Source organism: Wolbachia pipientis (assembly GCA_023052945.1).
Classification (GTDB): Bacteria; Pseudomonadota; Alphaproteobacteria; order Rickettsiales; family Anaplasmataceae; genus Wolbachia.
Genome location: CP095495.1, coordinates 62025 through 88847, shown reverse-complemented (window position 1 = coordinate 88847; position 26823 = coordinate 62025). Strand labels below are relative to the sequence as shown.

Here is a 26823-nt window from a genome sequence, read left to right as displayed (position 1 = left end):
ATGAGTGTTATAGTTGCTAAGATTAACTTACTTATGGAAGCTGGGAAAGCAATTCCAGGACCGAAAATTGCTTCAGTACTTGGTCCACGTGGTATACCTGTTCCTAAGTTTTGTGAAGCTTTTAATAAAGTTACTAGCGCTACTAACGCTAATTATAAAGTAGGCGATTTAGTAACAGTGCGAATTTCCATAAAGGATGATCGCTCTCATGATTTTACTGTCAGCGGTCCACCTGTGGCTTATTTACTTAAGCAGGAGGCTAAATTAAGTAAAAGTTCTGGTAATCCTGGTAAAGAATTAGTGGCTAAATTACCTATGTCTGCTATAATTAAAGTGGCAAAGTGCAAGATGGTTGATATGAAAGTGGATAATGAAGATTCAGCAGTGAAAATGGTTGTAGGCACTGCAAAATCTATGGGTATAGAAGTTGTGGAAGGTTAGGTAAATGAATACATATAATGATAATCCTAAGCAGTGTTTGAAGAAGATTATTGAGTCTGCTTCAGCAAAGTTTAATGAATCAGTTGATATTGCAGTCAATTTAGGCGTAGATTCACGTAAATCTGAAGAGCAGGTGCGTGGTACAGTAGTTTTGCCTAAAGGTATCGGGAAGAATATTAAAGTAGCTGTTTTCGCTCAAGATAAACATTTATTAGAAGCTGAAAAAGCTGGTGCTGATATTGCAGGAGGAGAGGATTTAGTTGAAGAAATAAAAAAAGGTAGAAAATTAGATGTTGATTGGTGCATTACTACTCCTGATTTTGTGGCAAAAATCACTCCTATTGCAAAAGTATTGGGTGCTAAAGGGCTGATGCCTAACCCTAAATTTGGTACTGTGACTTCTAACATTGCAGAAGCTATTAAAACCATTAAGTCTGGTCAGATAAAATTTAGAACAGATAAAAATGGTGTTATTCATGGTAAATTAGGAAATATTAAATTTGATATTGATGACTTGCTAGAAAATTTAAAAGCCTTTCTTAAAGTAATTAAAGATAATAAACCTATTTCTGCAAAGGGAATTTACTTCAAGGGTGTTTTTTTAAATTCAACTATGGGTGAAGCTTATAAGATAAGCAAAGTGGAAGATATAATTTAAGGGAGTGATACCGTGAAGCGTAAAAATAAGGATGAATTTATACAGAGCACAATAAACGTATTTGTAAATAATGATTTCTTGATATTAGTAAATTTTAAATCTATAAACGCTAATGATTCATTAACTCTGAGGAATAGCCTGAAGTCTATAGCAGGTGGAGTATTAGTAGTTAAAAACACTCTAGCGCGCTTGGCTTTGGAAAGGAGTGGTAAATTTTCTTATTTATCAGGCAAATTTTCTGGTTCTGTTGCTATTATATACTCTAGTGGCATAGTAGAAGCTGCAAAGTTAATAGTTGATTTTATTAATGCTAACAAAGAAAAAATGTCTGTGATTTGCGCGGCTCATATAAATGAATTATTAACAGTGGAAGATGTTAATAAACTGGCTAAGTTGCCTTCTCTGGATGAATTGCGTGTTAAAATTATGCGTTTAATATCTTATGATATTCCTGCTCGATTGGCGTTGTCTATTAATTCATCTTCTATGAGGCTTGTGAGAGTTTTGGATTATTATAGTTCTAAAAAATAAATTTGTTGTTAAGTAAGGTGGTAATTATGAGTAATGTAACAAGTGATTTGGTTGATAAAATATTGTCTTTAAACCTATTAGAGGCTTCTGAACTTGTAAAAGTTCTAGAAGAGAAAATAGGGTTGCCTGCTGGTTCTTTTCTTGGTGGGGCTGTTGGTGCTGGGGCGCCTATTAGTGATAATGTTGCTGCTCCTGCTGCTCAAGAAAAAGCTGAGTATAAAGTTGTGATTAAAGAAATTGATGCGAGTAAAAAAATAGGAGTTATTAAAGCTGTGAGAGAAGTTAATTCTACATTGGGTTTAAAAGAAGCAAAAGAGTTGGTTGAATCTTTACCTAAAGATTTAACTGCTAATGTTCCTAAAGATGAAGCAGAAAAAATCAAGCAAAAACTTATTGAAGCAGGAGTAACTAAAGTGGAGCTTGAATAATATTTAATGTATTAATTTTATATTGATATAGCTCTTTTAATTAGTTTGGGGTATTTTAATGGTTGATTCTTCTTATATGTACGCTTCTGGTGCTTTTGTTCCTAGAGTTTCTTATTCTGGGTCGATTGATTTAAAAGATTCTTTATTGGATTTGGTTAAGGTTCAAAAAGAATCGTATGATTCATTTGCTCCTAAGAATAAGAGTAATGAAAGACTTGAAGTTATCTTTCATACAATCTTTCCAATAAATGATCCTTTGCGTAGGGCTACTATTGAGTTTATAAGTTGTAGGGTAGATGATCCTAAGTATGATGAATCTGAGTGTATAAAGCGTGGTGTAACTTTTTCTGCTCAGGTTATAGCTTCTATACGTCTTGTTGTTATGCAGGATGGTATTTCTCTTGATGAATATAAATCGATTAAAGAGAGTGGAGATCATTCTAAACTTGCAACCGTTGTAAAATCTATAGAAGAGCAGGAAGTCCACTTTTGTGGGTTGCCTATGATGACTGATAAGGGCACTTTTATCATTAATGGTGTAGAAAAAGTTATTGTCTCACAAATGCATAGGTCTCCTGGTGTATTTTTTGATAGCGATAAGGGAAAAACTTACAATTCTGGTAAATTGATCTATTCTGCTAGAATTATTCCTTATAGGGGTTCTTGGCTTGATATTGAATTTGATGTTAAAGACCATTTGTATTTTCGTGTTGATAGAAAAAGAAAATTGCCAATCTCAGTTTTGTTAAAGGCGTTAGGTCTATCAAATAATGATATACTCGATAGATTTTATGAGGAAATAAAGTATGTAAAACATAAAGATGGTTGGAAAGTGCCTTTTGTTCCTGATAAATTTAAAGGAGTGAGGTTGCCTTTCGACTTAATGGATATTGAAGGTAATGTTCTGCTTAAAGCTAACGTTCGTATTACCTCAAGACTAGCTAAAAAGCTATATGATAATGAATTGAAAGAGTATCTGGTTCCTTTCAATTCTATATGTGGTTTATTCCTCGCAGAAGATCTAATGGATAGTGCTAGCTCTACGAAAATTTTATCTGCTGGTGAATCTATAAAGCTGGAAGACATAAAGAAGCTTGAGTTATTGTCTGTGGATGAAATATCAGTATTGAACATAGATAATGTATCTGTTGGACCTTATATATTAAATACGCTTTTCTTAGACGAAAACATGTCTTATCAGGATGCGCTATATGAAATATATAGAGTTTTGCGTCCTGGTGAAGTTCCTGTTTTAGAGATAGTAGAGGAGTTTTTCCGTAATCTTTTCTTCAGTCCGGAATATTATGATTTGTCTAACATTGGTAGGTTGAAGCTTAACTCTTACCTTGGATTAAATTATGATGAGGATTTAACTGTTTTAACGTATGAAGATATTATTGAAGTTGTAAAAAAAATAGTATTGTTACGTGACGGTCAAGGATCTGTAGATGATATTGATCATTTAGGAAACAGAAGAGTAAGATCAGTTGGAGAGTTTATAGAAAATCAATTTAGAACTGGGTTGTTGAAATTGGAACGCGCAATAGTTGATTCTATGTCCACTTCTAGTTTAGATAAAGTTTCTCCATCTGATTTTATTAATCCAAAAGTGTTAACTAATGTCTTAAGAGATTTCTTCAATTCTTCTCAATTATCTCAATTTATGGATCAGACTAATCCGTTATCTGAAATAACACATAAAAGAAGGTTGTCCGCGTTAGGTCCTGGCGGTTTAACAAGAGAACGGGCAGGATTTGAAGTGCGTGATGTTCATCCAACTCATTATGGAAGAATTTGCCCTATTGAGACTCCTGAAGGGCAAAATATAGGGTTAATCAACAGTTTAGCTATATACGCGCGTATTAATAAATATGGTTTCATTGAAAGTCCTTATAGAAAAGTAGTTAATAGGGTTGTTACTGATCAAATTGAGTATCTGTCTGCCATAGATGAAGGTTTATATTATATAGCTGATACCAGCGTAAAGCTCGATGAAAATAATTGCTTTGTTGATGATATGCTATACTGTAGATATGCTAGTAGTTTCATTATGGTAAACAGTGATCAGGTGAGTTACATTGACGTATCTCCTAAGCAGGTAATATCAGTTGCGGCTTCCTTGATTCCATTTTTAGAAAATGATGATGCTAATAGAGCATTAATGGGCTCAAATATGCAACGTCAGGCCGTACCTTTATTGAAGCCTACCGCTCCTCTGGTTGCTACTGGTATGGAGTCTTTTGTAGCTTCTGGCTCTGGTGCTGTAGTTTTAGCAAAACGCGATGGCATAGTTGATAGTTCTGATAGTAACTCTATAGTTATACGTGCTTTTGATAAAGAAAGGGTTAACTACTTAGACGTAGATATTTATCATCTAAGGAAATTTCAGCGTTCTAACCATAATACTTGTATTAATCAAAGACCGCTAGTGTGCGTAGGTGATTATGTTAAAAAGGGTGATGTAATAGCTGATGGTCCTGCAATTAACAGTGGTGAGTTGGCGCTTGGTAAAAATTTGCTAGTCGCTTTTATGTCTTGGCAAGGTTATAATTTTGAAGACTCTATTATTATTTCTAGTGAAGTTGTTAAAAAAGATCTCTTTACTTCTATTCATATAGAAGAATTTGACTGTGTTGTACATGATACCCCTTTAGGATCAGAAAAAATAACTCGTGCTATACCTGGTGTTAATGAAGAAAATCTATATCACTTGGATGATAGTGGTATAGTGAAAATTGGTACAAGAGTTGGTCCAGGCTATATTCTGGTAGGTAAAGTTACACCTAAACCTTCTCTTTCATTGCCTCCTGAAACGAAGTTATTAATGACAATTTTTGGTGAAAAGTCATTCGATTGTGCGGATTCCTCTTTATATACATCTCCAGATGTTGAAGGGACAGTAATTGATGTACAAGTCTTTACACGCAGGGGGGTTGAAGAAAATGAAAGGGCATTACTCATCAAACAAAAAGAGGTAAATGACTTTGAGGAAGAGCGAGATTATATAATCAATGTTACTAGTAAATATTTCTATGATGAACTGAAGAAACTTCTTATTAATTCTGGTTCTCAAGATCGAGAAAAATTTGACTCTATTGAACGTGAGCAATGGTGGGGTATAGGATTAAAAAACCAATCCATTTCTGAGCAAGTTAAGAGCTTAAAAAAAGATTTTGATGAAAAAGTATCACATGCAATAGCACAGTTTAAGCGAAAAGTAGAAAAATTACATGAAGGTTATGACCTGCCTCAAGGTGTGTCGATGTCAGTAAAAGTTTTCATTGCTGTGAAACATAGTCTGCAACCAGGGGATAAAATGGCTGGTAGACATGGGAATAAAGGTGTGGTCTCTCGAGTTGTGCCAGTGGAAGATATGCCTTATTTGGAAGATGGTACTCCTGTTGATATTATTCTTAACCCTCTTGGTGTTCCTTCACGAATGAATGTAGGGCAAATACTGGAAACGCATGTGGGTTGGGCTTGTAGAAAATTAGGGGAAAAGGTAAGTAATGTTCTTGATGAGATCAATAAAATCAAAAGTGCTTTTTGCAAGGGAATTAGGTCTCTTAACGATGATAATTTTACACAATTTGCAGTAGCATACCTTGACAATAAAAAAATTGAAAATATTGATGATGATGAAATAACGGTTTCTGTTTTAAATACACCTAATAAGAATGCACTAAATGACGAGTTGAATGCGTTAGTAGAGAACTATTTGAACTCTTGTAAAAATTCATACAGCAATTTACGTAATTTCCTGATTGAGGTTTATAGCTATGGTAGTAACGTATCTATCTGTAATGATATTCGTAATATTAGTGATAATAATCTCATTGAATTTGCACGTAAATTACGTGATGGCGTTCCTGTTGCTGCACCTGTATTTGAGGGTCCAAAAGATGAACAAATAGCAAAATTATTTGAACTTGCTGGTTTGGATAACTCTGGACAAGCTGTATTATATGACGGTTGCAGTGGTGAAAAATTCGACCGCAAGGTTACAGTTGGTTACATGTACATGCTTAAGTTGCACCACTTGGTTGATGGTAAAATTCATGCGCGTTCAGTAGGGCCTTATAGTTTGGTTACTCAACAACCTCTAGGAGGAAAATCTCATTTTGGCGGTCAGCGTTTTGGTGAAATGGAATGTTGGGCATTACAAGCCTATGGTGCTGCTTATACTTTGCAGGAAATGTTAACTGTGAAGTCTGATGATATTAATGGTAGAGTTAAGATTTACGAATCGATAATAAAAGGTGACAGTAATTTTGAATGTGGAATTCCTGAATCCTTTAATGTGATGATAAAAGAACTACGTTCTTTATGTTTAAATGTAGATTTAAAGCAAAATGATGTAGTGATTGAAGATATATCTCACACTAACATTGCACAACCTTTTAATGAGGTTAGCATATCGATTGCTAGCCCTGAAAGTATTAAGCGTATATCTTGTGGTGAGATAGAAGATGTTTCAACTGCAAATTATCGTACGTTCAAAGTTGAGAAAGGTGGATTATTTTGCCCTAAGGTTTTTGGCCCTGTCAATGACGATGAATGTTTATGTGGAAAATACAAAAAAAGAAGACACAGAGGTCGCATATGTGAAAAATGCGGAGTAGAAGTTACATCTTCTAAAGTAAGAAGAGAAAGGATGGGTCATATAGAGCTTGCATCTCCTGTTGCTCATATATGGTTTTTGAAATCGCTTCCTTCAAGAATTGGAGCATTATTGGATATGTCTCTCAGAGATATTGAGAATATTTTATATAGCGATAATTATATCGTGATAGATCCTCTTGTTTCGCCTTTTGAAAAAGGTGAGATTATTAGTGAAAAAGCTTATAATGAAGCTAAAGATAGCTATGGGATCGATAGTTTTGTAGCTATGCAAGGTGTTGAAGCTATAAGAGAGTTGCTAACGCGCCTTGATTTACATGAAATTAGGAAGGATTTAAGACTAGAATTAGAGTCTGTTGCTTCTGAGATAAGAAGAAAGAAAATTATAAAGAGATTGCGTATTATTGAAAACTTCATTAAATCTGGAAATAGGCCTGAGTGGATGATACTTACAACTATACCTATTTTACCACCTGATTTGCGTCCTTTGGTATCGCTTGAAAGTGGTCGTCCTGCAGTTTCTGATCTGAATCATCATTATAGGACTATTATTAATAGAAATAACAGGTTGAGGAAATTGTTGAGCTTAAATCCTCCTGAGATTATGATTCGTAATGAAAAAAGGATGTTACAAGAAGCAGTTGATTCTCTTTTTGATAATAGTCGTCGTAATACTTTGGTAAACAAAGCTGGTGCTGTTGGATATAAAAAGTCCATTAGTGATATGTTAAAAGGAAAACAGGGTCGTTTTCGCCAGAACCTCTTAGGAAAAAGGGTAGACTACTCTGGACGTTCTGTAATAGTTGTTGGTCCAACTTTGAAACTAAATCAGTGTGGATTACCAAAAAGAATGGCTCTTGAACTATTCAAACCTTTTGTTTACTCAAAGCTTAAGATGTATGGTATGGCTCCAACTATTAAGTTTGCTAGTAAGTTGATAAGAGCAGAAAAACCAGAAGTTTGGGATATGCTTGAAGAGGTAATAAAAGAACATCCTGTTTTGTTGAATAGAGCGCCTACGCTACATAGACTTGGTATTCAGGCTTTTGAGCCAATCCTTATTGAAGGCAAAGCAATACAGCTTCATCCGCTTGTCTGTACGGCGTTTAATGCTGATTTTGATGGTGACCAAATGGCAGTGCATGTGCCAATTTCATTGGAAGCTCAGCTTGAAGCTAGGGTGTTGATGATGTCCACTAATAACGTTTTAAGTCCTTCTAATGGCAGACCGATTATAGTTCCTAGTAAAGATATAGTACTTGGTATATATTATCTGACTTTACAAGAACCTAAGGAAGATAATTTACCATCTTTTGGTGCTTTTTGTGAAGTTGAGCATTCTTTGAGTGATGGTACTTTACATATTCATTCTAGTATAAGGTATAGGATGGAGTATATTAATAGCAGCGGTGAAACTCACTATAAAACTGTTTGTACAACTCCTGGCCGTTTAATATTATGGCAAATTTTTCCTAAGCATGAGAATCTAGGCTTCGATCTAATAAATCAGATATTAACAGTCAAGGAAATAACTGGTATAGTTGATTTAGTATATCGTAACTGTGGTCAAAGTGCTACAGTGGCATTTTCTGATAAATTAATGATACTTGGCTTTGAGTATGCCACATTTTCTGGTGTTTCTTTTAGTCGTTGTGATCTGGTTATACCTGAAACTAAAGCTACACATGTTGATCACGCGAGGGGTGAAATTAAGAAATTTTCTATGCAATATCAAGATGGGCTAATAACTAGAAGTGAGAGGTATAACAAGGTTATAGATGAATGGTCTAAGTGTACGGATATGATAGCTAATGATATGTTAAAAGTAATATCTATATATGATGGAAATAGTAAGTACAACTCAGTGTATATGATGGTTAACTCTGGTGCAAGGGGTTCTACTTCACAGATGAAACAGCTAGCAGGAATGCGAGGGCTCATGACCAAACCTTCTGGTGAGATTATAGAAACACCTATAGTTTCTAATTTCCGTGAAGGATTGAACGTATTTGAATACTTTAATTCTACTCACGGTGCGCGTAAAGGTTTAGCTGACACTGCGCTTAAAACTGCAAACTCTGGATACTTAACTCGTCGTTTAGTTGATGTGTCTCAAAATTGCATAGTTACAAAGCATGACTGTAAAACAAAAAATGGTCTTGTTGTGAGAGCTACAGTTGAAGGAAGTACTATAGTTGCATCTTTAGAGAGTGTTGTGCTGGGTAGAACATCTGCAAATGGTATATATAACCCAGTGACAAAAGAATTATTAGTAAAAGCAGGGGAATTAATTGATGAGGATAAAGTAAAGCAAATCAGCATTGCAGGTCTTGATGCTGTAAAAATTAGATCGCCTTTAACTTGTGAAATAAGTCCTGGTGTGTGTTCTTTGTGTTATGGAAGAGACCTTGCAACTGGTAAAATTGTTTCAATAGGTGAAGCAGTTGGTGTTATAGCTGCTCAATCTGTTGGAGAGCCAGGTACTCAGTTAACGATGCGTACTTTCCATATAGGTGGGGTAATGACTAGAGGCGTTGAATCCTCAAATATTATAGCTTCTATTAGTGCTAAAATAAAGTTAAACAATAGTAATATAATTATAGATAGAAACGGAAATAAAATTGTGATAAGCCGTTCCTGTGAAGTCGTGTTGGTTGATAGCCTTGGTAGTGAGAAGTTGAAGCATAGTGTACCTTACGGTGCTAAGCTTTATGTGGATGAGAGTGGGTCAGTAAAAATTGGCGATAAAGTTGCGGAATGGGATCCTTATACATTGCCTATTATCACGGAGAAGACTGGTATAGTGTCTTATCAGGACTTAAAAGATGGAATTTCGATCACTGAAGTGATGGATGAATCTACAGGAATATCAAGCAAAGTAGTAAAAGACTGGAAATTGCATTCTGGTGGAGCTAGTTTACGTCCTCGTATTGTGCTGCTTGACGATAATGGTGAAGTAATGACACTCGCAAGTGGCGTTGAAGCATGTTATTTTATACCAATTGGTGCAGTGCTCAATGTGCAAAATGGCCAGAAGGTTCATGCAGGTGATGTTATTACAAGAACACCAAGAGAGTCAGTTAAAACTCGTGATATTACTGGTGGTTTACCGAGGGTTATAGAGTTATTTGAAGCACGTCGTCCTAAAGAGCATGCTATTGTTAATGAGATAGATGGCTATGTAGCGTTTTCTGAAAAAGACCGTAGAGGAAAACGCAGTATATTAATTAAACCTGTAGATGAGCAGATTTCTCCAGTTGAATATCTGGTATCAAGGAGCAAACACGTAATAGTTAATGAAGGTGATTTTGTGCGTAAAGGTGATCTGTTGATGGATGGTGACCCTGATCTCTATGATATTTTGCGTGTGCTTGGGTTAGAAGCTTTAGCGCACTATATGATTTCTGAAATACAGCAAGTTTATAGATTGCAGGGTGTTCGTATAGACAACAAGCATTTAGAGGTGATCTTAAAACAAATGCTACAAAAAGTGGAAATTACTGATCCTGGTGATACTATGTACTTGGTTGGCGAAAGCATTGACAAGCTGGAAGTTGATAGGGAAAATGATGCTATGAGTAACTCTGGCAAACGGCCTGCTCATTATCTTCCTATTCTGCAGGGGATTACTAGGGCAAGTCTTGAAACTAGCTCCTTTATTTCTGCTGCCTCTTTCCAAGAGACAACAAAAGTACTTACAGAAGCAGCATTCTGCGGGAAGAGAGATCCTTTAAGTGGATTAAAAGAAAATGTTATAGTAGGAAGATTAATTCCTGCTGGTACAGGTTTGATTATGAATAAGATCAGAACACTTTCACTTTGTGATAATGTAGATAAATATGAAAAATATTTTGATATTGAAACTTATGACGAAAAATGGTTGATGGATAATGGTTGTCATTTACACTCTAGTGAGGAAGAGAGCGTGGTAGCATCACATTATGATCAGTCGAATTGAGTACAGCTAGTTTGACCAAAAAAGCCAATAATATTTTTTTTCACTTCTGTGCTATCTGTCGTGTTATTTACTCTCATGCGAAATTCAGATGAGCTTTGAAGCCCGCTACTGTACCAACCTATGTGTTTGCGGGCCATCTTTATTCCTGTATCATTTCCATAGTACTCAAGAATATTGTCGTAATGCTCGAGTATGATGCTTGATCTCTCTGAAGCTGTTGGCTCAGAAGTTTCACTTCCACTGAGAAAGTTCATTGCTTGATTAATCAGCCAAGGTTTACCGTAGGCACCACGACCTATCATCACTCCGTCTGCTCCGGATTCTTTAAGAGCACTTTGAATATCACTCAAGTTTTTAATATCGCCATTTACTATAACTGGAATTTTCACTTGTTCTTTAACATTTCTAACGAATTTCCAATCTGCTTGACCGTTATAGAGCTGCGCTCTTGTTCTTCCATGCACAGTAATCATTTTTGCTCCTAATTCCTCGGCAATTTTTGCTAAACGCGGAGCATTGCGATTTTCATCGTTCCATCCAGTGCGCATTTTCACCGTAACTGGCACATTCACTGCTTTGACTACAGCTTCAATTATCTCAGCAGCCTTTTTTTCATCGCGCATTAGCGCTGATCCTGCATAACCATTTACAACTTTTTTAACTGGACAACCAAAGTTTATATCTATAGACCTGCTGAAAAAGGTGATTGAAAAAATGATGTGAGAGAGGTAGAAGAAGAATAAGCAGATCAAGTAAGGGAAAAAAATGAGCTTTAGTTACTATAATATGAAAAAATACCCAAGAAACTTTCGTAATATAACAGGTTTAACTATAGAGGAGTTCGAAAAAGTAGTGGAAAAAGTGAGGTCTGGATGGGAAAAACAGAAAAAGTGTCATGGTAGAAGATCAAAACTACCAACTCTGGAAGATAAGTTGTTTTGCGTAATTTTGTACTATCGCACTTACATAACACATAGATTTTTAGGATGCCTATTCAATGTACACAACGCAAATGTATGTAGGTTACTTAAGAGAATAGAGCCATTACTCGCCAAAAAAGTGACTATAACAAAAGATAGAAGTATGACGCCAGAAAAAATACTGAAGATTTTGGCTGATGTTACAGAACAGCAAATACAGAGACCAGAAGATAGTAAAAAACGGAAGAAATCATATTCAGGAAAAAAAAGAACCAACACTATGAAAACTGAGATTATTATCGAAGAAGGAGGAAGAATTTTATCAGTGTCAAAGTCATACCGTGGTAGAATTAGTGATTTCTGCATAAGGAAACAAGAAAAATATTTACCACTTGATAGCATAAAACATGCCGATTCTGGATATCAAGGTTGGCAAAAATTGCAAAGCAATGTTATAATTCCATATAAAAAGTATCGTAAAAAGCCATTAACTCCAGAGCATAATAGAAGATTAGCATCATTTAGAATGAGAGTAGAAAACAAGATCCGAGAGATAAAGATATTTAAGATTATGTCGAATGTTTATCGCAATTTTCAGAAAAAATATAACCTGAGGTTCAATATTATTGCTGGTATTGTAAATCTTAAGCACGCCTTTTAGTTAACCTTGATTTTAGTCACCCTCCTTTCCTTTTTTTTATCGCTTGATTCGCAGCAGGTCTTATGAAGTTACGAAATGAGATCCCAGTGTCACGCACTGGGATGACAGGGGAGGGCTACTTGGATGACAAGAAGAGGGCTACTCAAATGACAAGAAAGGGGGCTACTCGGATAACAGGGGAAGGAGGTACTCGGATGACAGGGAAGGGCTACTTAGATGACAAGAAGAGAGCACTGGAGTGACAGTAAACCTAAAAACTATTTGCCTTTTTTTACCTTATGTAAAATAATAAAATTCCTAGCTTTTTTATTATGCAGAGTTTATTATTTGAATTTAGCTTCAGTAAGATATGTCAGACCTTGCAAAAAGAATGTCCCTAATAAAACCATCGCCTACAATTACTGTAACTGATAAGGCAAATAAGTTGAAAAGTGAAGGAAAAAAGATCTGTGTTTTAGCTGCAGGAGAACCGGATTTTGATACTCCAGATCATATAAAAAAAGCAGCTATTCAAGCAATAAGTGAAGGTAAAACTAAGTATACTGCTGTTGATGGAACGCGTGAGCTGAAAGAAGCAATAATTAATAAGTTAAGAAGGGATAATAACCTCAAGTACACGTTTAACCAAATCTGTGTTGGTACTGGTGCTAAGCAGGTGTTATTCAATTTGTTTATGGCAACAATTAACTCTGGAGATGAAGTTATTATTCCAGCTCCTTATTGGGTTTCATATGTTGATATGGTAAATCTTTTTGGCGGCTTACCAGTTGTAGTGGAATGCAAGCAAAATTTTAAACTGACAGCGGAATTATTGAAAAGCAGGATAACTAAAAAAACTAAATGGTTAATTCTTAACTCACCGAACAATCCTGCAGGGGTTGTGTACACGTATAGTGAATTGAAAGACATAGCACAAGTATTGCTTGAATATCCACATGTGAATGTCGTTACAGATGATATTTATGAGCATATAATATACGACGAAAAATTTTTTACTATTGCTCAGGTTGAGCCGAAGCTTTACAACAGAGTTTTTGTAGTCAATGGAGTGTCAAAAGCCTATGCAATGACAGGCTGGAGAATAGGGTATATTGCAGGCAGAAGTGATGTAGTAAAAGCTATCTCTACGCTGCAGTCTCAGAGCACTTCTAACCCAAATTCGATAGCACAAGCAGCAGCAGCAGCAGCATTAAACGATGACCATAGTTTTTTGAAAGAGAGAACAAGGATTTTTAAGAGTCGTAGAGATTTTATGGTGAAAAAGCTAAATTCTGCTCCGGGATTATCAGCATCCATTCCGCAAGGCGCATTTTATTTGTTTGTCTCGTGTGAAGGATTGCTCAGTAAGAGTACAAAAAGTGGTAAAGTAATAAATAATGATCTTGATTTCACTGAATACCTGCTAGAGGATCATTTAGTTGCTGTGGTTCCAGGAATTGCGTTTGGTCTAGAAAATTTTATCAGAATTTCTTATGCAACCTCTCAGGAACAATTAGAAATTGGATGTGATAGTATTACTAAAGCGTGCCAGGAGTTAAAATGAAATAGACTATCCATAAATTACCCATTTCACCGCGTCAAAAATATTCACTAAGGTTATCTTGAATGTTCTAATTTGTATTTTTCTATAGAAGGCGTTTTTATTGAGTGAGCAAGTGTCTTTCTAATATTGAATTCCTCATTTTTTTCATTTCGTTGCAGTAAGTTAATGTTATTTATTTTATTTACTAAATCTTTCCCTTTCTCCAGAGTCTTTAAATCGCTTTCGTTGATGTGATGTTCATTGTTAAATTCTGCAACAATTTCTTTTCTTTTCGGGTGAGTATTTAAAAATTCCGACACCTGATGTTTAGCAACAGCTTGAATAAATTTCTTATTAAATCTTGAATCGTTATATAGATTTTCCAAACTTTTGTCATAATGTTTTGCTTCGTTTATAGTGAGTTTTATTATCTCTTCTATACCACTTAGAAGTTCCCTATACAATTTGTCATATCTATTACCTGACGCATGTGTAGCGAATGTTTGTTCGATGTATTTTGTTATGTAATTTTGCAGTGTATTATCTATTGTGCTTATGTTCATCAGCCTACCTCAATGTTATATTAACTATTTTACATGTAGAAAGGTTAATATTGAGTTAATAAGATACTTCTGAAGTCAAATTTTACTAAAAATTATGGTATTTAAGATATAATTGTCAGCATGAAATAAAAACATAAATAAAATGGATCTTGTAACAAAAGTGAAGCTTAAGGTAAAGATGAATAAGGGCAAAATCATAAATATACTTATCATTTGTGGTGTGATTTTTTTCATATACCTTATTCATGAGCCAGTTATAGACATGGTAGAAAAAATTGTAAGTAAAATAAAAGGTCTCTTTTAAAAATAGAAAAAGTGAACTTTTTCCATCATCCAAACTTGAACCTGGAAAATTTAGTTAATGCATAAACTACTTATGTTGGCTATGAGTTCAACTGTATAAAATTCCGGTAAATTAAAATAAGTATTCATAAAAATATTGTTTCCTATAAACAGAGTATCTATAATACTAGCTTTGGGGTAAAGTATTGCAGAGGAATTTTTTAATCTGGTTGTTGGCGTCACTGTTTTATGCGTACCAATATATATTACGCGTAATACCAAACATAATCGCACCTGAATTAATAACAAAATTTAATATAAGTATTGTAGATGTTGGTCAGTTTGGTGGGCTGTATTATATAGGCTATACGCTTGCTCACATACCTGTTGGTCTTGCTCTTGATAGATTTGGGCCAAAGTTTGTTTTTCCTGCATGCATTGCCTTGACATTTACTGGGACATTGCCGCTGATATGTTTTGATGAGTGGTATTACTCAATACTTGGTAGAGTGATTGTCGGAATTGGATCATCTGCTTCAGCAATTGGGCTCTTCAAAGTTGCAAGTATGTATTTTTCACAAGAAAAATCAGCAAGAATGGCTAGCTTGTCTATAGTAATAGGGTTACTAGGAGCTATTTATGGTGGATTACCTATAGACTTCTTGCTCAATAAGTTTGGTTGGAATTATGTTATATACACTTTCTCGGCGTTTGGTTGTTTGCTTGCTCTGCTGTTGGTTTTAATAACACCAAGCAGTAGTTCAGAAGAAAGTGCAAGTGACAATATATTTCAAGATTTAAAAACTGTGCTTTTCAACAAACATATCATTCTAATCAGCTTTTTTGGTGGTTTAATGGTTGGACCACTAGAAGGTTTTGCTGATGGTTGGGCAAAAGCGTTCTTATGTGAAGCATATCAAATGACCGGAGATCTGGCATCTTCACTTTCTTCGCTTATGTTTATAGGTATGGGAACTGGATCATTCTTTTTAGCTTACTTGCTCGAGAAATATCCAGACAAACATTATGAAGTGATTATTGCGTGTTCTTTTGCTATGATTGCTAGCTTCCTCTTACTTTTCACGCAAGCTGGTGGTTTATATATTGCACTACCTGCACTTCTTGTTATCGGCTTTGCGTCTGGGTATCAGGTAATTACTATTTACAAAGCAATAAGTTATGTGAACAGTAACTTGGTAGGCTTAGCCACAGCCATATCAAACATGATAGTTATGGTTTTTGGCTATTTTTTTCATACAGGAATTGCAAAAATAATAGATTTATGTTGGAATGGAATGGTAGTACAAGGAAATCCTGTGTATGGTACTGAGTTACTAGTAAAAGCAATATCAATTATTCCTGTATGTTTGCTTTTAGCTGTTTTTGGATTTATGTGGTTAAAGAAAAGTTCTTATGACAAGTGTTTCAGAAAGGATTTGTGACTCTAAAAGTAGTCTGAAGTCTTTTGATAATGAAGTTTATCAATCTATAGAGAAAGAATTGCAGCGTCAAAAGTCGCAGTTGCAACTGATTGCATCAGAAAACTTTGCAAGTAAAGCAGTGATGGAAGCGCAGGGCTCTTTTCTGACTAATAAATATGCAGAAGGCTATCCAGGCAAAAGGTATTACTGTGGTTGTGAGCATGTGGACAAAGTTGAAAGTCTAGCTATAGAAAGACTTTGTAAGCTGTTCGGTGTTAAATTTGCAAATGTTCAACCTCACTCTGGTTCTCAGGCAAATCAAGCAGTATTTGCTTCACTGCTTACTCCAGGCGATACGATACTTGGATTATCGCTGAGTTGTGGTGGCCATCTAACTCATGGTGCAGCACCTAGCCTTTCTGGTAAGTGGTTTAAGTCAGTTCAGTATACAGTTAACAAAGACACTTATCTGCTCAATATGGATGAGATAGAAAGGCTGGCACTCAAACATAAGCCAAAATTGATCATAGCTGGCGCTTCTGCTTATCCAAGGAAAATGGACTTCAAACGTTTTCGCGAAATTGCAGATAAAGTTGGTGCTTATTTGCTTGCGGACATTGCTCACTATGCGGGACTTATTGCAGCAGGTGAATATCCGTCTCCTGCTGAACATGCACATGTTATGACTTCCACAACTCACAAAACTTTGCGTGGTCCTCGTGGTGGAATAGTGATGACCAATGATGAAGCATTACACAAAAAAATTCAATCTGCAGTTTTTCCAGGATTGCAGGGCGGGCCACTTATGCATGTGATAGCTGCAAAAGCTGTTGCATTTAAAGAAGCATTAGCGCCAGAGTTTAAAACTTATAGCAAGAAAATCGTGGAAAATGCGAAAGTACTAGCTCAAGGATTGCAAAAGCATGGACTCGACATTATAACCGGTGGCACTGACTCTCATATAGTGCTGGTGGACTTAAGATCGCAAAAATTGACTGGAAAGGACGTTGTAGATAGCCTTGAGAGGGCTGGCATTACCTGCAATAAAAACTCTGTGCCATTTGACACAGAGAAGCCGACCATCACTTCAGGGCTCCGCTTTGGTACCGCTGCTGAGACAACACGTGGGCTTGAGGCAGAAAATTTTAAAGAAGTAGCTAGTCTAATAAATGAAGTGATTCAGGGATTAATCAGCGGAAATAGCTCAAGTGTCGAAAAAGCAGCAAAAACTAAAGTTGAAAGGATTTGTAGTAGTTTTCCTATTTATTAATTTATGTGGCATCATCCAAGTAGCTGGTAGAAACGAAAAAACCTACTTGACAAACTCCGCCAGCCCCCTTATCATGAAAGTGAAGCTATTTTATTTAACTTCGCAATCTCTGCAGCAGATTAAAATGACAAGAAAACTTGTATTTGGCGTACTATTGTTTAATTTTTTGCACTATGTGCACCGTATGTCTTTATAAAATTTCTAGGTTTTTACCTACATAAGCTGAAACGCGCTTATAAAGCGTTCAAGACATCACCCAACGTCAAATTTTAAAATAGAGAGTGTAATAACTAGCTACCACGGGGCTTCTTTTGCCTTTTTTTCTGCTTAGTAAATTTCTTAATATTTATAGCTAAAGGAGCCCAAGAGAGGTGTCATCCCAGTGCGTGACACTGGGATCTCATTTCGTAACTTCATAGTATAAATTATTTCAAATTGTATCTATTTGCAAGTATATAAATATAATAATTTTGCATAAAAAATTAGATCCCAGTGTCACGCACTGGGATGACAAGAAGAGGGCACTGGGATGACAAAAAAAGGAGGCTACTTGGATGACAGGCTAGCCTGATAACCGTCATCCCGCTGCTTGTTAGCGGGATCTAGAGATACCGCGGCGGTACGACGTAGGACTGCTGTCATTCTAGCGCGTGGCACACATCTGTACGAACATTGTTATAATAAGAGTTCAAGAAAGATGTCATGAAAATAGCTGGTACTGGAATCTTGTTCCAATGTTAAACGACACAAAGTTGAAAAAGTAGAGCAAGAATTACTTACAATTCAATAATTCTCCAAAATCAATTATGTTTGAAAAGTAATCACTATCTATAACGTCATCACTCACACCATTAACGTGAATAAGGACTGGACGACATGAAAAGCCTTTTGGACGCTTTAGTGTATCTATTTTCTTTTGTACTTCTTGTATTATTGAATGACCGATTTTATTTTTTGAAAATTTGATTTCGCAAATGTAGAGGGTGTTGAACCTTGTTTGAATCATGTAATCAATTTGACAACCAGCACCTGTCTTCCTCTGAAAAAATGGATTTTCGCTTACTATTCCATCAATTCCCAAGATATTATGTATGCTCTTTCTGTTGTTAAGCACCAAATTTTCAAACTGAAGTCCAATAATTGTATGCCACTCTGGCAGGAACCCCATAGAATAGGTGTCACGATTAATTTTTCCTAGATTTTTTTCAATATATTTTAGATAAAACCTTAAATAATTATCTTGAAGTCTGTACTTCCTGAGTCGTGAATCAGTACCAGTTTTTATACTCCAAGTGTGATCCCTTGCAATAAAACTAGCAAGCTCAAGCTCATGTAGATACTCAGAAATGCGTCCGTGTCTTGCAATGTTTAAAGCAGCACAAATTTCTTCCTGTTCTTTAGCTCCAGTAGAAAGAGCTCTCACTATTTGCTTATAAAAAGCTGTTTTTCGCATGAATAGATCTGAAAATATTTGGTCAAACTCCTCAACTAAAAATCCACCTTTTGTAAAACAAAGCTTTTTAATATTTTCTTCAGCACCATGTTTAAAGTTTACCTCTTCTAAATACTTTGGAATTCCACCAGTTACTGCAAGCACCTTAAACTTTTCGTATGCTGAAATATTTTTTGGCCAAAATTCATTGCAATCAGAAAGTGATAACTCCCCGAGTGTTAAAGTCAACGATATTCTTCCTACAAAACCAGTACTACTAAGTATGTTTTTTTCGATCCAAGATGATGCAGATCCACAGACAACAAAAATTAGCTTGTTATTATTTTTTAGCTGTGTATCCCAAAAATTCTTTATTTTGCCTAAAAAAGTTGGATCTTTTGAGCCCATCCAAGAAATTTCATCAAAGAGCAATAATATTTTGCCAGATAGTAAACGTTCACCAACTGCCCATAGTAAGTCACTCCAGTCGTCATATCTAGCAAAAGATGTATTAAATTGTCTAGCAACTTGTCTAGAAAATTCATTAAGTTGATGGGATATTGTAGTGTGCTTTTCTGGTGGCAAACCTATAAATGAGTAATACTGCTCGAAATACTTACCAAACTCTTGAATTAAACGACTTTTCCCTATACGACGCCTTCCTTTGACTACTATAAAAGATGCAGTGTTTTTTTCCGTAAGCTCCAGCAGTTGCTTCAACTCAGTTTGCCTACCAATAAATAATGGAGACATAAAATACAAAATATAAATCTTTGTCTCCATTATACGTGATAAAATTGGAGACGTAAATAAGTAAATTTCGATCTTTGTCTCCATTTTGAATTATTGAGCGGTAGTTATCTGGTTCTTTACATTGAACAATCAAATAACTCAGCTATATTATAGTGCATTTTTTATATTAACTAAATCTCTCGTTGTTAAATTCTATAATCCAACTCTCACCACTACCTATAACTCACTTTCACGCAATACTGATCGTTCTTAAAAAGCAATCTAACATTTTTTATTCCTTGATTGCGAAGCTTTGATGCAGTTGATTTAGCAGCCTGAGCACTTTTAAAAAATGCAACATATCCCTTACTTTCTGCACTGTCTTGTTTTGAGTGACGTTTCTGCATTTCTTTTTCATATTGCTTTCTGTAATGAGGAGTATTTTGTATCAATTGTTCTGACATCTTTCTTAGGTATTGAACTTTTACCTTTGCAAGCCCTACTTTATGAAATCCTAAGACTTGAGCTGCTTTTTCTGATAAGTCTATTATTCTGCCTTCAATAAAAGGCCCTCTATCGTTAATCCTTACAACAAGCTTTCTTCCATTTTCTAAATTAGTGACAAGAGCAAAGCAGGGTAGGGGCAAAGTCTTATGCGCTGCAGAGATCAAGTGACGGTTAAACACTTCACCATTTGCTGTAAGCGTGCCATGATCTTCTATTCCATACCACGACGCTATCCCTATCTCTTCATAGTGTTTACAGTTTTTTGGATAATAAGTTATACCATTTATTGTGTAGCTGCTGCCAATTTTATAATGACCTGCAGTGCAATTAAACCTGTTGCTAAAACTGCAACTACTCATCAAAACAAATATTAGGCATAGAAAGACTAGGTTTTTTATCATTGTATTCGGTAAGAGGGTTCGATACCATGAGGATTTTAAATTATACTATAATAAATTTAGTAATAAGTAAACGTTTACTGCTAAATATGAACAAGACTCAAAAAGGAATAATATATATAATTGGTATAGGTGGAATCGGAATGAGTGCCATTGCTGAAATTCTTCACAATTCCAATTGCAAAGTTCAAGGCAGTGATGCACAGTCAAACAACAATGTAGATAGATTACAAAGGCTGGGCATAGAGGTTTTTATTGGTCACAATGCTAATAATATAAGCCAAGCCCAAATAGTTGTACATTCTTCTGCGATAGAATCTGATAATGTGGAGTTAATAACAGCGAGAAATAACAATAAAACCATTTTGCATAGATCAGACATACTTACTGAAATTATGAAAGATAAATATGTGATAGCAGTTTCAGGTTCAAGTGGAAAGACAACAACAACTGCTATGATTGCTTCCATTTTTGATCATTCTGGCATTGATGCAACTGTAATTGTAGGAGGAATACTAAATTCGTATCAGAGTAATTCAAGACTTGGAAAGAGTGACATTTTTTTAATCGAAGCTGATGAGTCTGATGGAACCATGCTAAAAATTCCTGCAAATATTGCTGTCATAACGAGTATTAACGACGATCATATGGATCATTATGGTACATTCGACGATATTAAAAATGCGTTTTCTCAGTTTATAAACAAAGCAGGTTTTGCAGTTTTGCCTGATTCTGTAGGCATTAATTATGATGCAAGTAACTCTATGATGTTTGGATTTGAGGGTGCCAATATTAAAGCTGTTAATATTAAGCAGCATGCTAACAGCATAGAATTTGACGTGTTGAACAACTGGATTCCAGTGTCAAGCACTGGAATGACGGAGAAACAGGTATCATCCCATCACCTTCTGTCATCCCAGTGCTTGATACTGGGATCCAGAAACATAAAAAATGTAATACTAGCAAACGCAATAGGAATGCATAAGGTCAGCAACGCCTTAGCTGCAATATCAGTTGCGATAAAGCTCGGGATTAGCAATGCAGAGATTAAAAAAGGCCTTTTGGAATTTCAAGGAGTAGCAAGAAGATTCTCTTTGATTGCCAATATTAAAGGTGTTAAGTTAATTGAGGATTATGCCCATCATCCAAATGAAATATATGCAACTTTAACGGCTGCACGTTCGATTACTAAAGGAAAAGTAATAGGAATTATCGAACCACTTCGTTTTGCTCGCATTCGTAATTTTTTTGATGAATTCATACGAATTTTCATGATGTTTGATTATGTCATCCTCACTCCTGTTCATCCCCCAGAAGACAAGCCTATTCCTGGTTGTGGGATTAATGATATACAAGAAGCTTTAATCAGTAATGGGTTTGATAGCGTAAAAATCATGAATGATTCTCTACTCATTTCACGTTTTATTAGTGATTCGATAAGTCCAGGTGATATAGTATTATTTATTGGTGCTGGTAGTAATATAGATAAATTAGCAAAGGAAGCTGCAGCACTTATTGCGGAAGTTAAGGTTTAATGCGATGAATAAGATAATCAACAACGTATTTGCAAGAGAAATTTTAGATAGCAGAGGTTACCCCACTGTGGAGGTGGAAATTGAACTCTGTGATGGAGTAATAGGTAGAGCCTCTGTACCTTCTGGAGCTTCAACTGGTAAATTAGAAGCCTTGGAACTCAGAGACCAAGATGAGAAAAGGTATTGTGGTAAGGGAGTATTGAGAGCTATTCAAGCTGTAAATGGAGTGATAACAGATAAAATCATTGGAATGAATGCAGCGGACCAAAATGCAATTGATCAAGCATTAATTGAACTGGATGGAACAAAAAATAAATCTAAACTTGGAGCAAATGCAACTTTGGGTGTGTCTCTTGCGGTTGCAAAAGCAGCAGCAAACAGTTTCAAAATACCGTTGTATAGATATTTGGGAGGAGAGCAGATGCCGGTTCCACTCATTAACATAATTAATGGTGGAGTACATGCAGACAATAAGCTCGATTTCCAAGAATTCATGATTCTTCCGGTCGGTGCTGAGACTTTCAGTGAAGCAATCAGAGTATCTGCGGAGGTGTTCCACAACTTACGTAGCATTCTTAAGAAAAAAGGTTATAGCACAAACGTAGGAGATGAAGGTGGTTTTGCACCAAATATTGAAAGTACTGAAGAAGCACTTGACTTGATCATATACGCTATAGAATCAGCAGGTTATTCAGCGCAAAGTGATTTTGCACTAGGCCTTGATGTTGCTTCATCTACTTTTTATGAAGATGGAATTTACAAATTTGAAAACAAAGAGCTTACTTCAAAAGAATTGACTGAATATTATTGTAATCTTGTGGAAGGATATCCAATAATTTCTATAGAAGATGCAATGAGTGAAGACGATTACGAAGGTTGGAAATTACTTACTGCAAAATTGGGGAGTAAAATTCAATTGGTAGGGGATGATTTATTTGTTACAAATTGTGAACTAATAGGCAAAGGAATAGAAGAAAAAATGGCAAATGCTGTACTGATCAAGCCAAATCAAATAGGAACGTTAACAGAAACTTTTGCTGCTATTGAAATGGCAAAATCAAACAACTACAAAGCTGTTATTTCTCACCGCTCAGGTGAGACAGAAGACACAACAATATCTCATATAGCAGTTGCATCAAATTGCGGGCAAATAAAAACCGGATCGCTGTCGCGTTCTGATAGGCTCGCGAAGTATAACGAGCTAATAAGAATAGAAGGCACATTAGGAAAAGGTGCTAAATATTATCGTGGGTTGGCATGGACTTCATAGACGAAGTTAGATTATATCTAAAGGCTGGTGATGGCGGTGATGGCTGCGCGAGTTTTCGTCGAGAGAAATTCGTTGAATTTGGTGGGCCAAACGGCGGTAACGGAGGAAAAGGTGGAAACATAGTTTTTGTCAGTGATGCAAATCTCAACACTTTGCTTAATTTTCGTTGTCGAAGACACATTAAAGCAAATGATGGGAAAAGTGGTGCAAGCAGAGATAGGTCTGGCACAGCGGGAAAAGATGTCATACTTAAAGTTCCAGTTGGAACACAAATAATAGATGAAGAAAGTGAGGAGGTGATAGTAGACCTTGATAAACCCGATATGGAATTTCAAGTAGTGCAAGGTGGGAAAGGTGGGCTTGGAAACACCAATTTTAAATCTTCTACTAACAGGGCACCAAGACATTTTACTTACGGCCAGCCTGGCGAAGAAAAACATGTATTATTAAAACTAAAAGTTTTATCAGATGTTGGAATTATCGGCATGCCAAATGCAGGTAAATCGAAATTTTTAACTCGCTGTTCAAATGCAGATACAAAAGTAGGTGATTATCCATTCACCACGATAAGACCACATTTAGGTGCAGCAAAAGTGGATGATAGCGAAATTGTAATAGCAGACATTCCTGGAATAATCACCGATGCTCACCTTGGAGTTGGGCTCGGACATAAATTTTTAAAGCACATAGAAAGGTGTCAAATTTTACTTCATTTAATCGATGTAACTCATGATGACGTTGTTTCGGCTTATAGTTGTATCCATAATGAATTGGAACTTTACAATGGTGATCTTGTTGAAAAAGAAGAGATTGTAGTATTAAACAAATGCGACTTGCTGAGAGAAGCAGAAATTCTGGAAAAGAAGAATCACCTAGCCAATTATCTTAATAAAGAAGTGCTGTGCTTATCAATTAATGGTGATTTACAGCCCATTTTGAGATTATTAAATGAGAAATTGAAAAAGAGTAATCCTAAGGAAATCGATGTATATGATCCTTTTAAGATGTGAATTTCATTTAGATAATTGATGTTTTTCATTTATTTTATCATATAACTAGAATATATGTGTACGAACGTTTGTTTTTGAAGGTGATTTGTACAGTAAATGGTCAGCGCGTGACGCACTGCCCAGTTCATGTTAGCTATAAATATTTAAGAAATTTACCAAATGGAAAAAGAAGGCAAAAGAAGCCCTGGGGTTATTATCTGCTTTAAAATATTGGCGTTTTTTATGTTTTAAACGCTTGACAAGCGAGATTAAGCTGCTTTTAATTGCAACTAACCTACGCTGCAAATGTTTAAGCAAGCAGAAAAAAAGACAAAAAACCCCCGAGTTAGCTAGTCCTTTACTATCTTTGTCGAGTATTGGCATTTTTTAATGTCTTGTAACGCTTTGTAAGCGCGTTCAGCTTATTTAGATAAAAACCCAGAAATTTTTAAAGACATGCGATGCACGTAGTGCGAAAAATTAAACATGAAACGCCAAATACCCTAAGTTTTTTGTCATTAACCTGCACAGATTGCGAAGATAAATAAATAGCTTCAGTCTCATGATAAAGGGGCTGGCAAAATGTGTCAAGCAAGTTTTTCGTTTCTGCGGGCTACCTGGTTTTCCTACTGAAATTTTGAAAAATGTAATCTACTTCTATATTCAAATATATCAAGCAGTAATTCAAAATCAGCCATTGCACCTTTTGCGTTATTATACGCGAGGTTGAGCAGCTCTCTGTCCTGATATAAATCAGCAAATTTAAATTCCATACATCCTGATTGTTTTGTGCCTAAGATATCTCCACTGCCTCTTAGCATCATATCCCTTTCAGCAATGTAAAATCCGTCCTGTGACTCACACATGATCTTTAACTTTGAAGATGAGCTTTTACTTAAATTATCGTATAATAATACACAAAAAGATGGCTTGTTTCCTCGCCCTACTCTGCCTCTTAACTGATGCAATTGCGATAACCCAAATTGCTCTGCATTTTCTATAATCATAATGGTTGCATCTGGCACATCTATACCAACTTCTATCACAGTGGTTGCAACAAGCAGAGAAAATTCATTTCTTTTGAAGGAAAACATAACTTGATCTTTCTGCTCCTGAGTCAATTTTCCATGTATTATGCTAACTTTATCAAGAAATGTTTTTTGTAATTCTTGAAAACGCATCTCTGCTGCAGCAATATTGGTCTCTTCGTTTTCTTCTATGTATGGACAAATCCAATATGCTTTTTCGCCCCTGTTTATAGCACCTTTTAGCTTTTCAATAACATCTGGCACCCTACTAATGTTCATAGTTACAGTTTTTATTGGCAATCTGGATTTTGGTTTTTCTTTCAAAATTGAATATTCAACGTCACCATATATAGCTTGCTGCAAAGTTCTTGGAATAGGAGTTGCAGTAACGAAAAGTATATCGGCATTTTCTCCTTTTCCTACCAAGCGATTTCTCTGCATCACTCCAAATCGCTGTTGTTCGTCTATTACTGCAAGCCCTAAATTTTTAAATGTAACGTTAGCTTGAAATAACGCGTGGGTGCCAATCACTATATTTAAAACACCACTTGCAAGTTCGTTCATAATAATCTTTCTTTCCTTGCGCGAAGTTTTACCAGTAAGCAGCGCAACTTTTATATCGGTACAGGATAAAACTTCCTCAATCCAATTATAATGTTGCTCCGCCAAGATAGTAGTCGGTGCCATTAGAGCTGCCTGCATGTTGTTTTCTACCACATTTAGCATCGCAAAAAGTGCAACTACGGTTTTGCCACTACCAACATCACCTTGCAGCAAGTTTATCATGCGGTACTTGGATTTTTGCCTCTCTGAAATTTCATCTATTGCACGAATTTGATCGTTTGTTAATTGAAACGATAATTCATTTAAAACTTGCTCTTTATATTTATTCAATACTATAAATTCTCTTCCCCTTTCTTTCACATGATTTTCTCTTGCAAGTTTCAGTGCTAGCTGATACGCAAACAATTCATCATAAGCAAGCCTTTTTCTACAAACCTCGGCTTCCGCCAATGAGCTTGGTCTGTGCAACTTTATGATGCTTTCCCTCCAACTTAGCCATTTTTTTTGCTTGATTAATGTATCATCTATCCACTCTGGCAAATCAGGTAATTCTTTCAGGTTAGAGCTTATTATGTTCCCAATGCTCTTATTGGTAATGCCACGGCATAATTGGTAGACTGGCTCTATGCGAGCTATTTCTTTAAATTGGTTGATGTCAAGCGACACGTAATCTGGATGAGTAATTTGCCAATGTTCAGCAAACTTTTCGAGCTTGCCACTGATGATTACAGAAGCTCCAATTGGAAATAGTTTGTATAAATACTTAACTGAGTAATTAAAAAAGACTATGAACATATACTGACTCTCACTTTCAACGACTATTTTATATGGTCTACTTCTAAAAGTGGGCGGCTGATGTTCATAAACTTTTGCAATAAAAGTTATAAATTCTCCAGCTTGAGCATCGGGCAGTGACTTACTTCTATCTACATAACTAAGTGGCCTATAAAATAGCAGGTCCATCACTTTATCCCCACCACAAAGTTTAGGCAATATTGCGTTAGGCAGATTGCTATTTAGAAAAGTCAGCACATCTGATTGCTCATTGGGATTCATACATGTGTAAACTGCTTATTTATAATAGGGCCTTTTT

Annotated in this window: 18 protein-coding genes; 13 read left to right on the top strand and 5 right to left on the bottom strand. The window is 35.8% G+C overall.

All coding sequences use genetic code 11. The features are described 5' to 3' along the window. The 5 genes from MWH06_00365 to MWH06_00345 are packed head-to-tail and all read left to right on the top strand — an operon-like array spanning position 1 to position 10636. Positions 1–441, top strand: a complete 441-nt coding sequence (locus tag MWH06_00365; GenBank protein UPA55171.1) for a 50S ribosomal protein L11 — start codon at positions 1–3, stop codon at positions 439–441. 4 nt (positions 442–445) lie between these two features. After that, positions 446–1099: a 50S ribosomal protein L1 gene (gene rplA, locus MWH06_00360; protein ID UPA55170.1), complete on the top strand. Its 654-nt coding sequence runs from the start codon at positions 446–448 to the stop codon at positions 1097–1099. Positions 1100–1111: 12 nt separating this feature from the next. Then, positions 1112–1630: a 50S ribosomal protein L10 gene (rplJ, locus tag MWH06_00355; GenBank protein UPA55169.1), complete on the top strand. Its 519-nt coding sequence runs from the start codon at positions 1112–1114 to the stop codon at positions 1628–1630. A 26-nt stretch (positions 1631–1656) separates the two neighbouring features. Next, the gene (gene rplL, locus MWH06_00350; GenBank protein UPA55168.1) at positions 1657–2058 is read left to right on the top strand and encodes a 50S ribosomal protein L7/L12; all 402 of its coding nucleotides are present in this window, start codon (positions 1657–1659) and stop codon (positions 2056–2058) included. Between the two features lie 58 nt (positions 2059–2116). Next, positions 2117–10636 (top strand): DNA-directed RNA polymerase subunit beta/beta', encoded by an 8520-nt coding sequence (locus tag MWH06_00345; GenBank protein ID UPA55167.1) that lies wholly within the window; start codon positions 2117–2119, stop codon positions 10634–10636. On the opposite strand, the gene dusB is transcribed toward MWH06_00345, so the two are convergent. Then, positions 10624–11388 carry a tRNA dihydrouridine synthase DusB gene (gene dusB, locus MWH06_00340; GenBank protein ID UPA55166.1) on the bottom strand — a complete coding sequence of 255 codons (765 nt, stop codon included), beginning with the start codon at positions 11386–11388 and terminating at the stop codon, positions 10624–10626. The genes MWH06_00345 and dusB overlap by 13 nt on opposite strands. A gap of 13 nt (positions 11389–11401) precedes the next feature. Between dusB and MWH06_00335 the strand changes: the two genes are divergently transcribed. From MWH06_00335 to MWH06_00325, 3 genes are all read left to right on the top strand, one after another. Then, on the top strand, positions 11402–12217 hold the full coding sequence (locus tag MWH06_00335; protein ID UPA55165.1) for a transposase: 816 nt from the start codon (positions 11402–11404) through the stop codon (positions 12215–12217). Between the two features lie 62 nt (positions 12218–12279). After that, positions 12280–12459 (top strand): hypothetical protein, encoded by a 180-nt coding sequence (locus tag MWH06_00330; protein ID UPA55164.1) that lies wholly within the window; start codon positions 12280–12282, stop codon positions 12457–12459. Between the two features lie 107 nt (positions 12460–12566). Then, positions 12567–13760, top strand: a complete 1194-nt coding sequence (locus MWH06_00325) for a pyridoxal phosphate-dependent aminotransferase (GenBank protein ID UPA55163.1) — start codon at positions 12567–12569, stop codon at positions 13758–13760. Between the two features lie 53 nt (positions 13761–13813). Here the strand turns inward: MWH06_00325 and MWH06_00320 are convergent, their stop codons facing one another. Then, on the bottom strand, positions 13814–14302 hold the full coding sequence (locus tag MWH06_00320; protein UPA55162.1) for a hypothetical protein: 489 nt from the start codon (positions 14300–14302) through the stop codon (positions 13814–13816). Positions 14303–14790: 488 nt separating this feature from the next. Between MWH06_00320 and MWH06_00315 the strand changes: the two genes are divergently transcribed. After that, positions 14791–16026 (top strand): MFS transporter, encoded by a 1236-nt coding sequence (locus tag MWH06_00315; GenBank protein UPA55161.1) that lies wholly within the window; start codon positions 14791–14793, stop codon positions 16024–16026. Next, positions 15998–17275, top strand: a complete 1278-nt coding sequence (locus MWH06_00310; protein UPA55160.1) for a serine hydroxymethyltransferase — start codon at positions 15998–16000, stop codon at positions 17273–17275. The genes MWH06_00315 and MWH06_00310 overlap by 29 nt, the downstream gene beginning before the upstream one ends. 772 nt (positions 17276–18047) lie before the next feature. Here MWH06_00310 and MWH06_00305 read toward each other — a convergent pair. Continuing rightward, positions 18048–19460 carry an ATP-binding protein gene (locus tag MWH06_00305; GenBank protein ID UPA55159.1) on the bottom strand — a complete coding sequence of 471 codons (1413 nt, stop codon included), beginning with the start codon at positions 19458–19460 and terminating at the stop codon, positions 18048–18050. Positions 19461–19672: 212 nt separating this feature from the next. Then, positions 19673–20305, bottom strand: coding sequence for a septal ring lytic transglycosylase RlpA family protein (locus MWH06_00300; GenBank protein ID UPA55788.1), 633 nt, complete (start codon positions 20303–20305; stop codon positions 19673–19675). A gap of 68 nt (positions 20306–20373) precedes the next feature. On the opposite strand from MWH06_00300, the gene murC reads away from it, so the two are divergent. The 3 genes from murC to obgE are packed head-to-tail and all read left to right on the top strand — an operon-like array spanning position 20374 to position 24159. Continuing rightward, positions 20374–21879, top strand: a complete 1506-nt coding sequence (gene murC, locus MWH06_00295) for a UDP-N-acetylmuramate--L-alanine ligase (protein UPA55158.1) — start codon at positions 20374–20376, stop codon at positions 21877–21879. Between the two features lie 4 nt (positions 21880–21883). Continuing rightward, positions 21884–23149, top strand: coding sequence for a phosphopyruvate hydratase (gene eno, locus MWH06_00290; protein ID UPA55157.1), 1266 nt, complete (start codon positions 21884–21886; stop codon positions 23147–23149). Beyond that, on the top strand, positions 23137–24159 hold the full coding sequence (gene obgE, locus MWH06_00285) for a GTPase ObgE (GenBank protein UPA55156.1): 1023 nt from the start codon (positions 23137–23139) through the stop codon (positions 24157–24159). Before eno ends, obgE begins: the two co-directional genes overlap by 13 nt. Before the next feature lie 605 nt (positions 24160–24764). Here obgE and recG read toward each other — a convergent pair. Further along, positions 24765–26786: an ATP-dependent DNA helicase RecG gene (gene recG / locus MWH06_00280; protein ID UPA55155.1), complete on the bottom strand. Its 2022-nt coding sequence runs from the start codon at positions 26784–26786 to the stop codon at positions 24765–24767. Between the last annotated feature and the right edge of the window lie 37 nt (positions 26787–26823).

Excerpts from the sequence above, each read along its gene's own strand:
- recG (UPA55155.1), bottom strand. The coding sequence starts at position 26,786 with ATGAATCCCAATGAGCAATCAGATGTGCTGACTTTTCTAAATAGCAAT.
- MWH06_00310 (UPA55160.1), top strand. The coding sequence starts at position 15,998 with ATGACAAGTGTTTCAGAAAGGATTTGTGACTCTAAAAGTAGTCTGAAG.
- MWH06_00335 (UPA55165.1), top strand. The coding sequence starts at position 11,402 with ATGAGCTTTAGTTACTATAATATGAAAAAATACCCAAGAAACTTTCGT.
- MWH06_00325 (UPA55163.1), top strand. The coding sequence starts at position 12,567 with ATGTCAGACCTTGCAAAAAGAATGTCCCTAATAAAACCATCGCCTACA.
- obgE (UPA55156.1), top strand. The coding sequence starts at position 23,137 with ATGGACTTCATAGACGAAGTTAGATTATATCTAAAGGCTGGTGATGGC.
- eno (UPA55157.1), top strand. The coding sequence starts at position 21,884 with ATGAATAAGATAATCAACAACGTATTTGCAAGAGAAATTTTAGATAGC.
- rplL (UPA55168.1), top strand. The coding sequence starts at position 1,657 with ATGAGTAATGTAACAAGTGATTTGGTTGATAAAATATTGTCTTTAAAC.
- MWH06_00300 (UPA55788.1), bottom strand. The coding sequence starts at position 20,305 with ATGAGTAGTTGCAGTTTTAGCAACAGGTTTAATTGCACTGCAGGTCAT.
- MWH06_00305 (UPA55159.1), bottom strand. The coding sequence starts at position 19,460 with ATGTCTCCATTATTTATTGGTAGGCAAACTGAGTTGAAGCAACTGCTG.
- MWH06_00345 (UPA55167.1), top strand. The coding sequence starts at position 2,117 with ATGGTTGATTCTTCTTATATGTACGCTTCTGGTGCTTTTGTTCCTAGA.
- MWH06_00320 (UPA55162.1), bottom strand. The coding sequence starts at position 14,302 with ATGAACATAAGCACAATAGATAATACACTGCAAAATTACATAACAAAA.
- MWH06_00365 (UPA55171.1), top strand. The coding sequence starts at position 1 with ATGAGTGTTATAGTTGCTAAGATTAACTTACTTATGGAAGCTGGGAAA.
- murC (UPA55158.1), top strand. The coding sequence starts at position 20,374 with ATGAGGATTTTAAATTATACTATAATAAATTTAGTAATAAGTAAACGT.
- MWH06_00330 (UPA55164.1), top strand. The coding sequence starts at position 12,280 with ATGAAGTTACGAAATGAGATCCCAGTGTCACGCACTGGGATGACAGGG.
- rplA (UPA55170.1), top strand. The coding sequence starts at position 446 with ATGAATACATATAATGATAATCCTAAGCAGTGTTTGAAGAAGATTATT.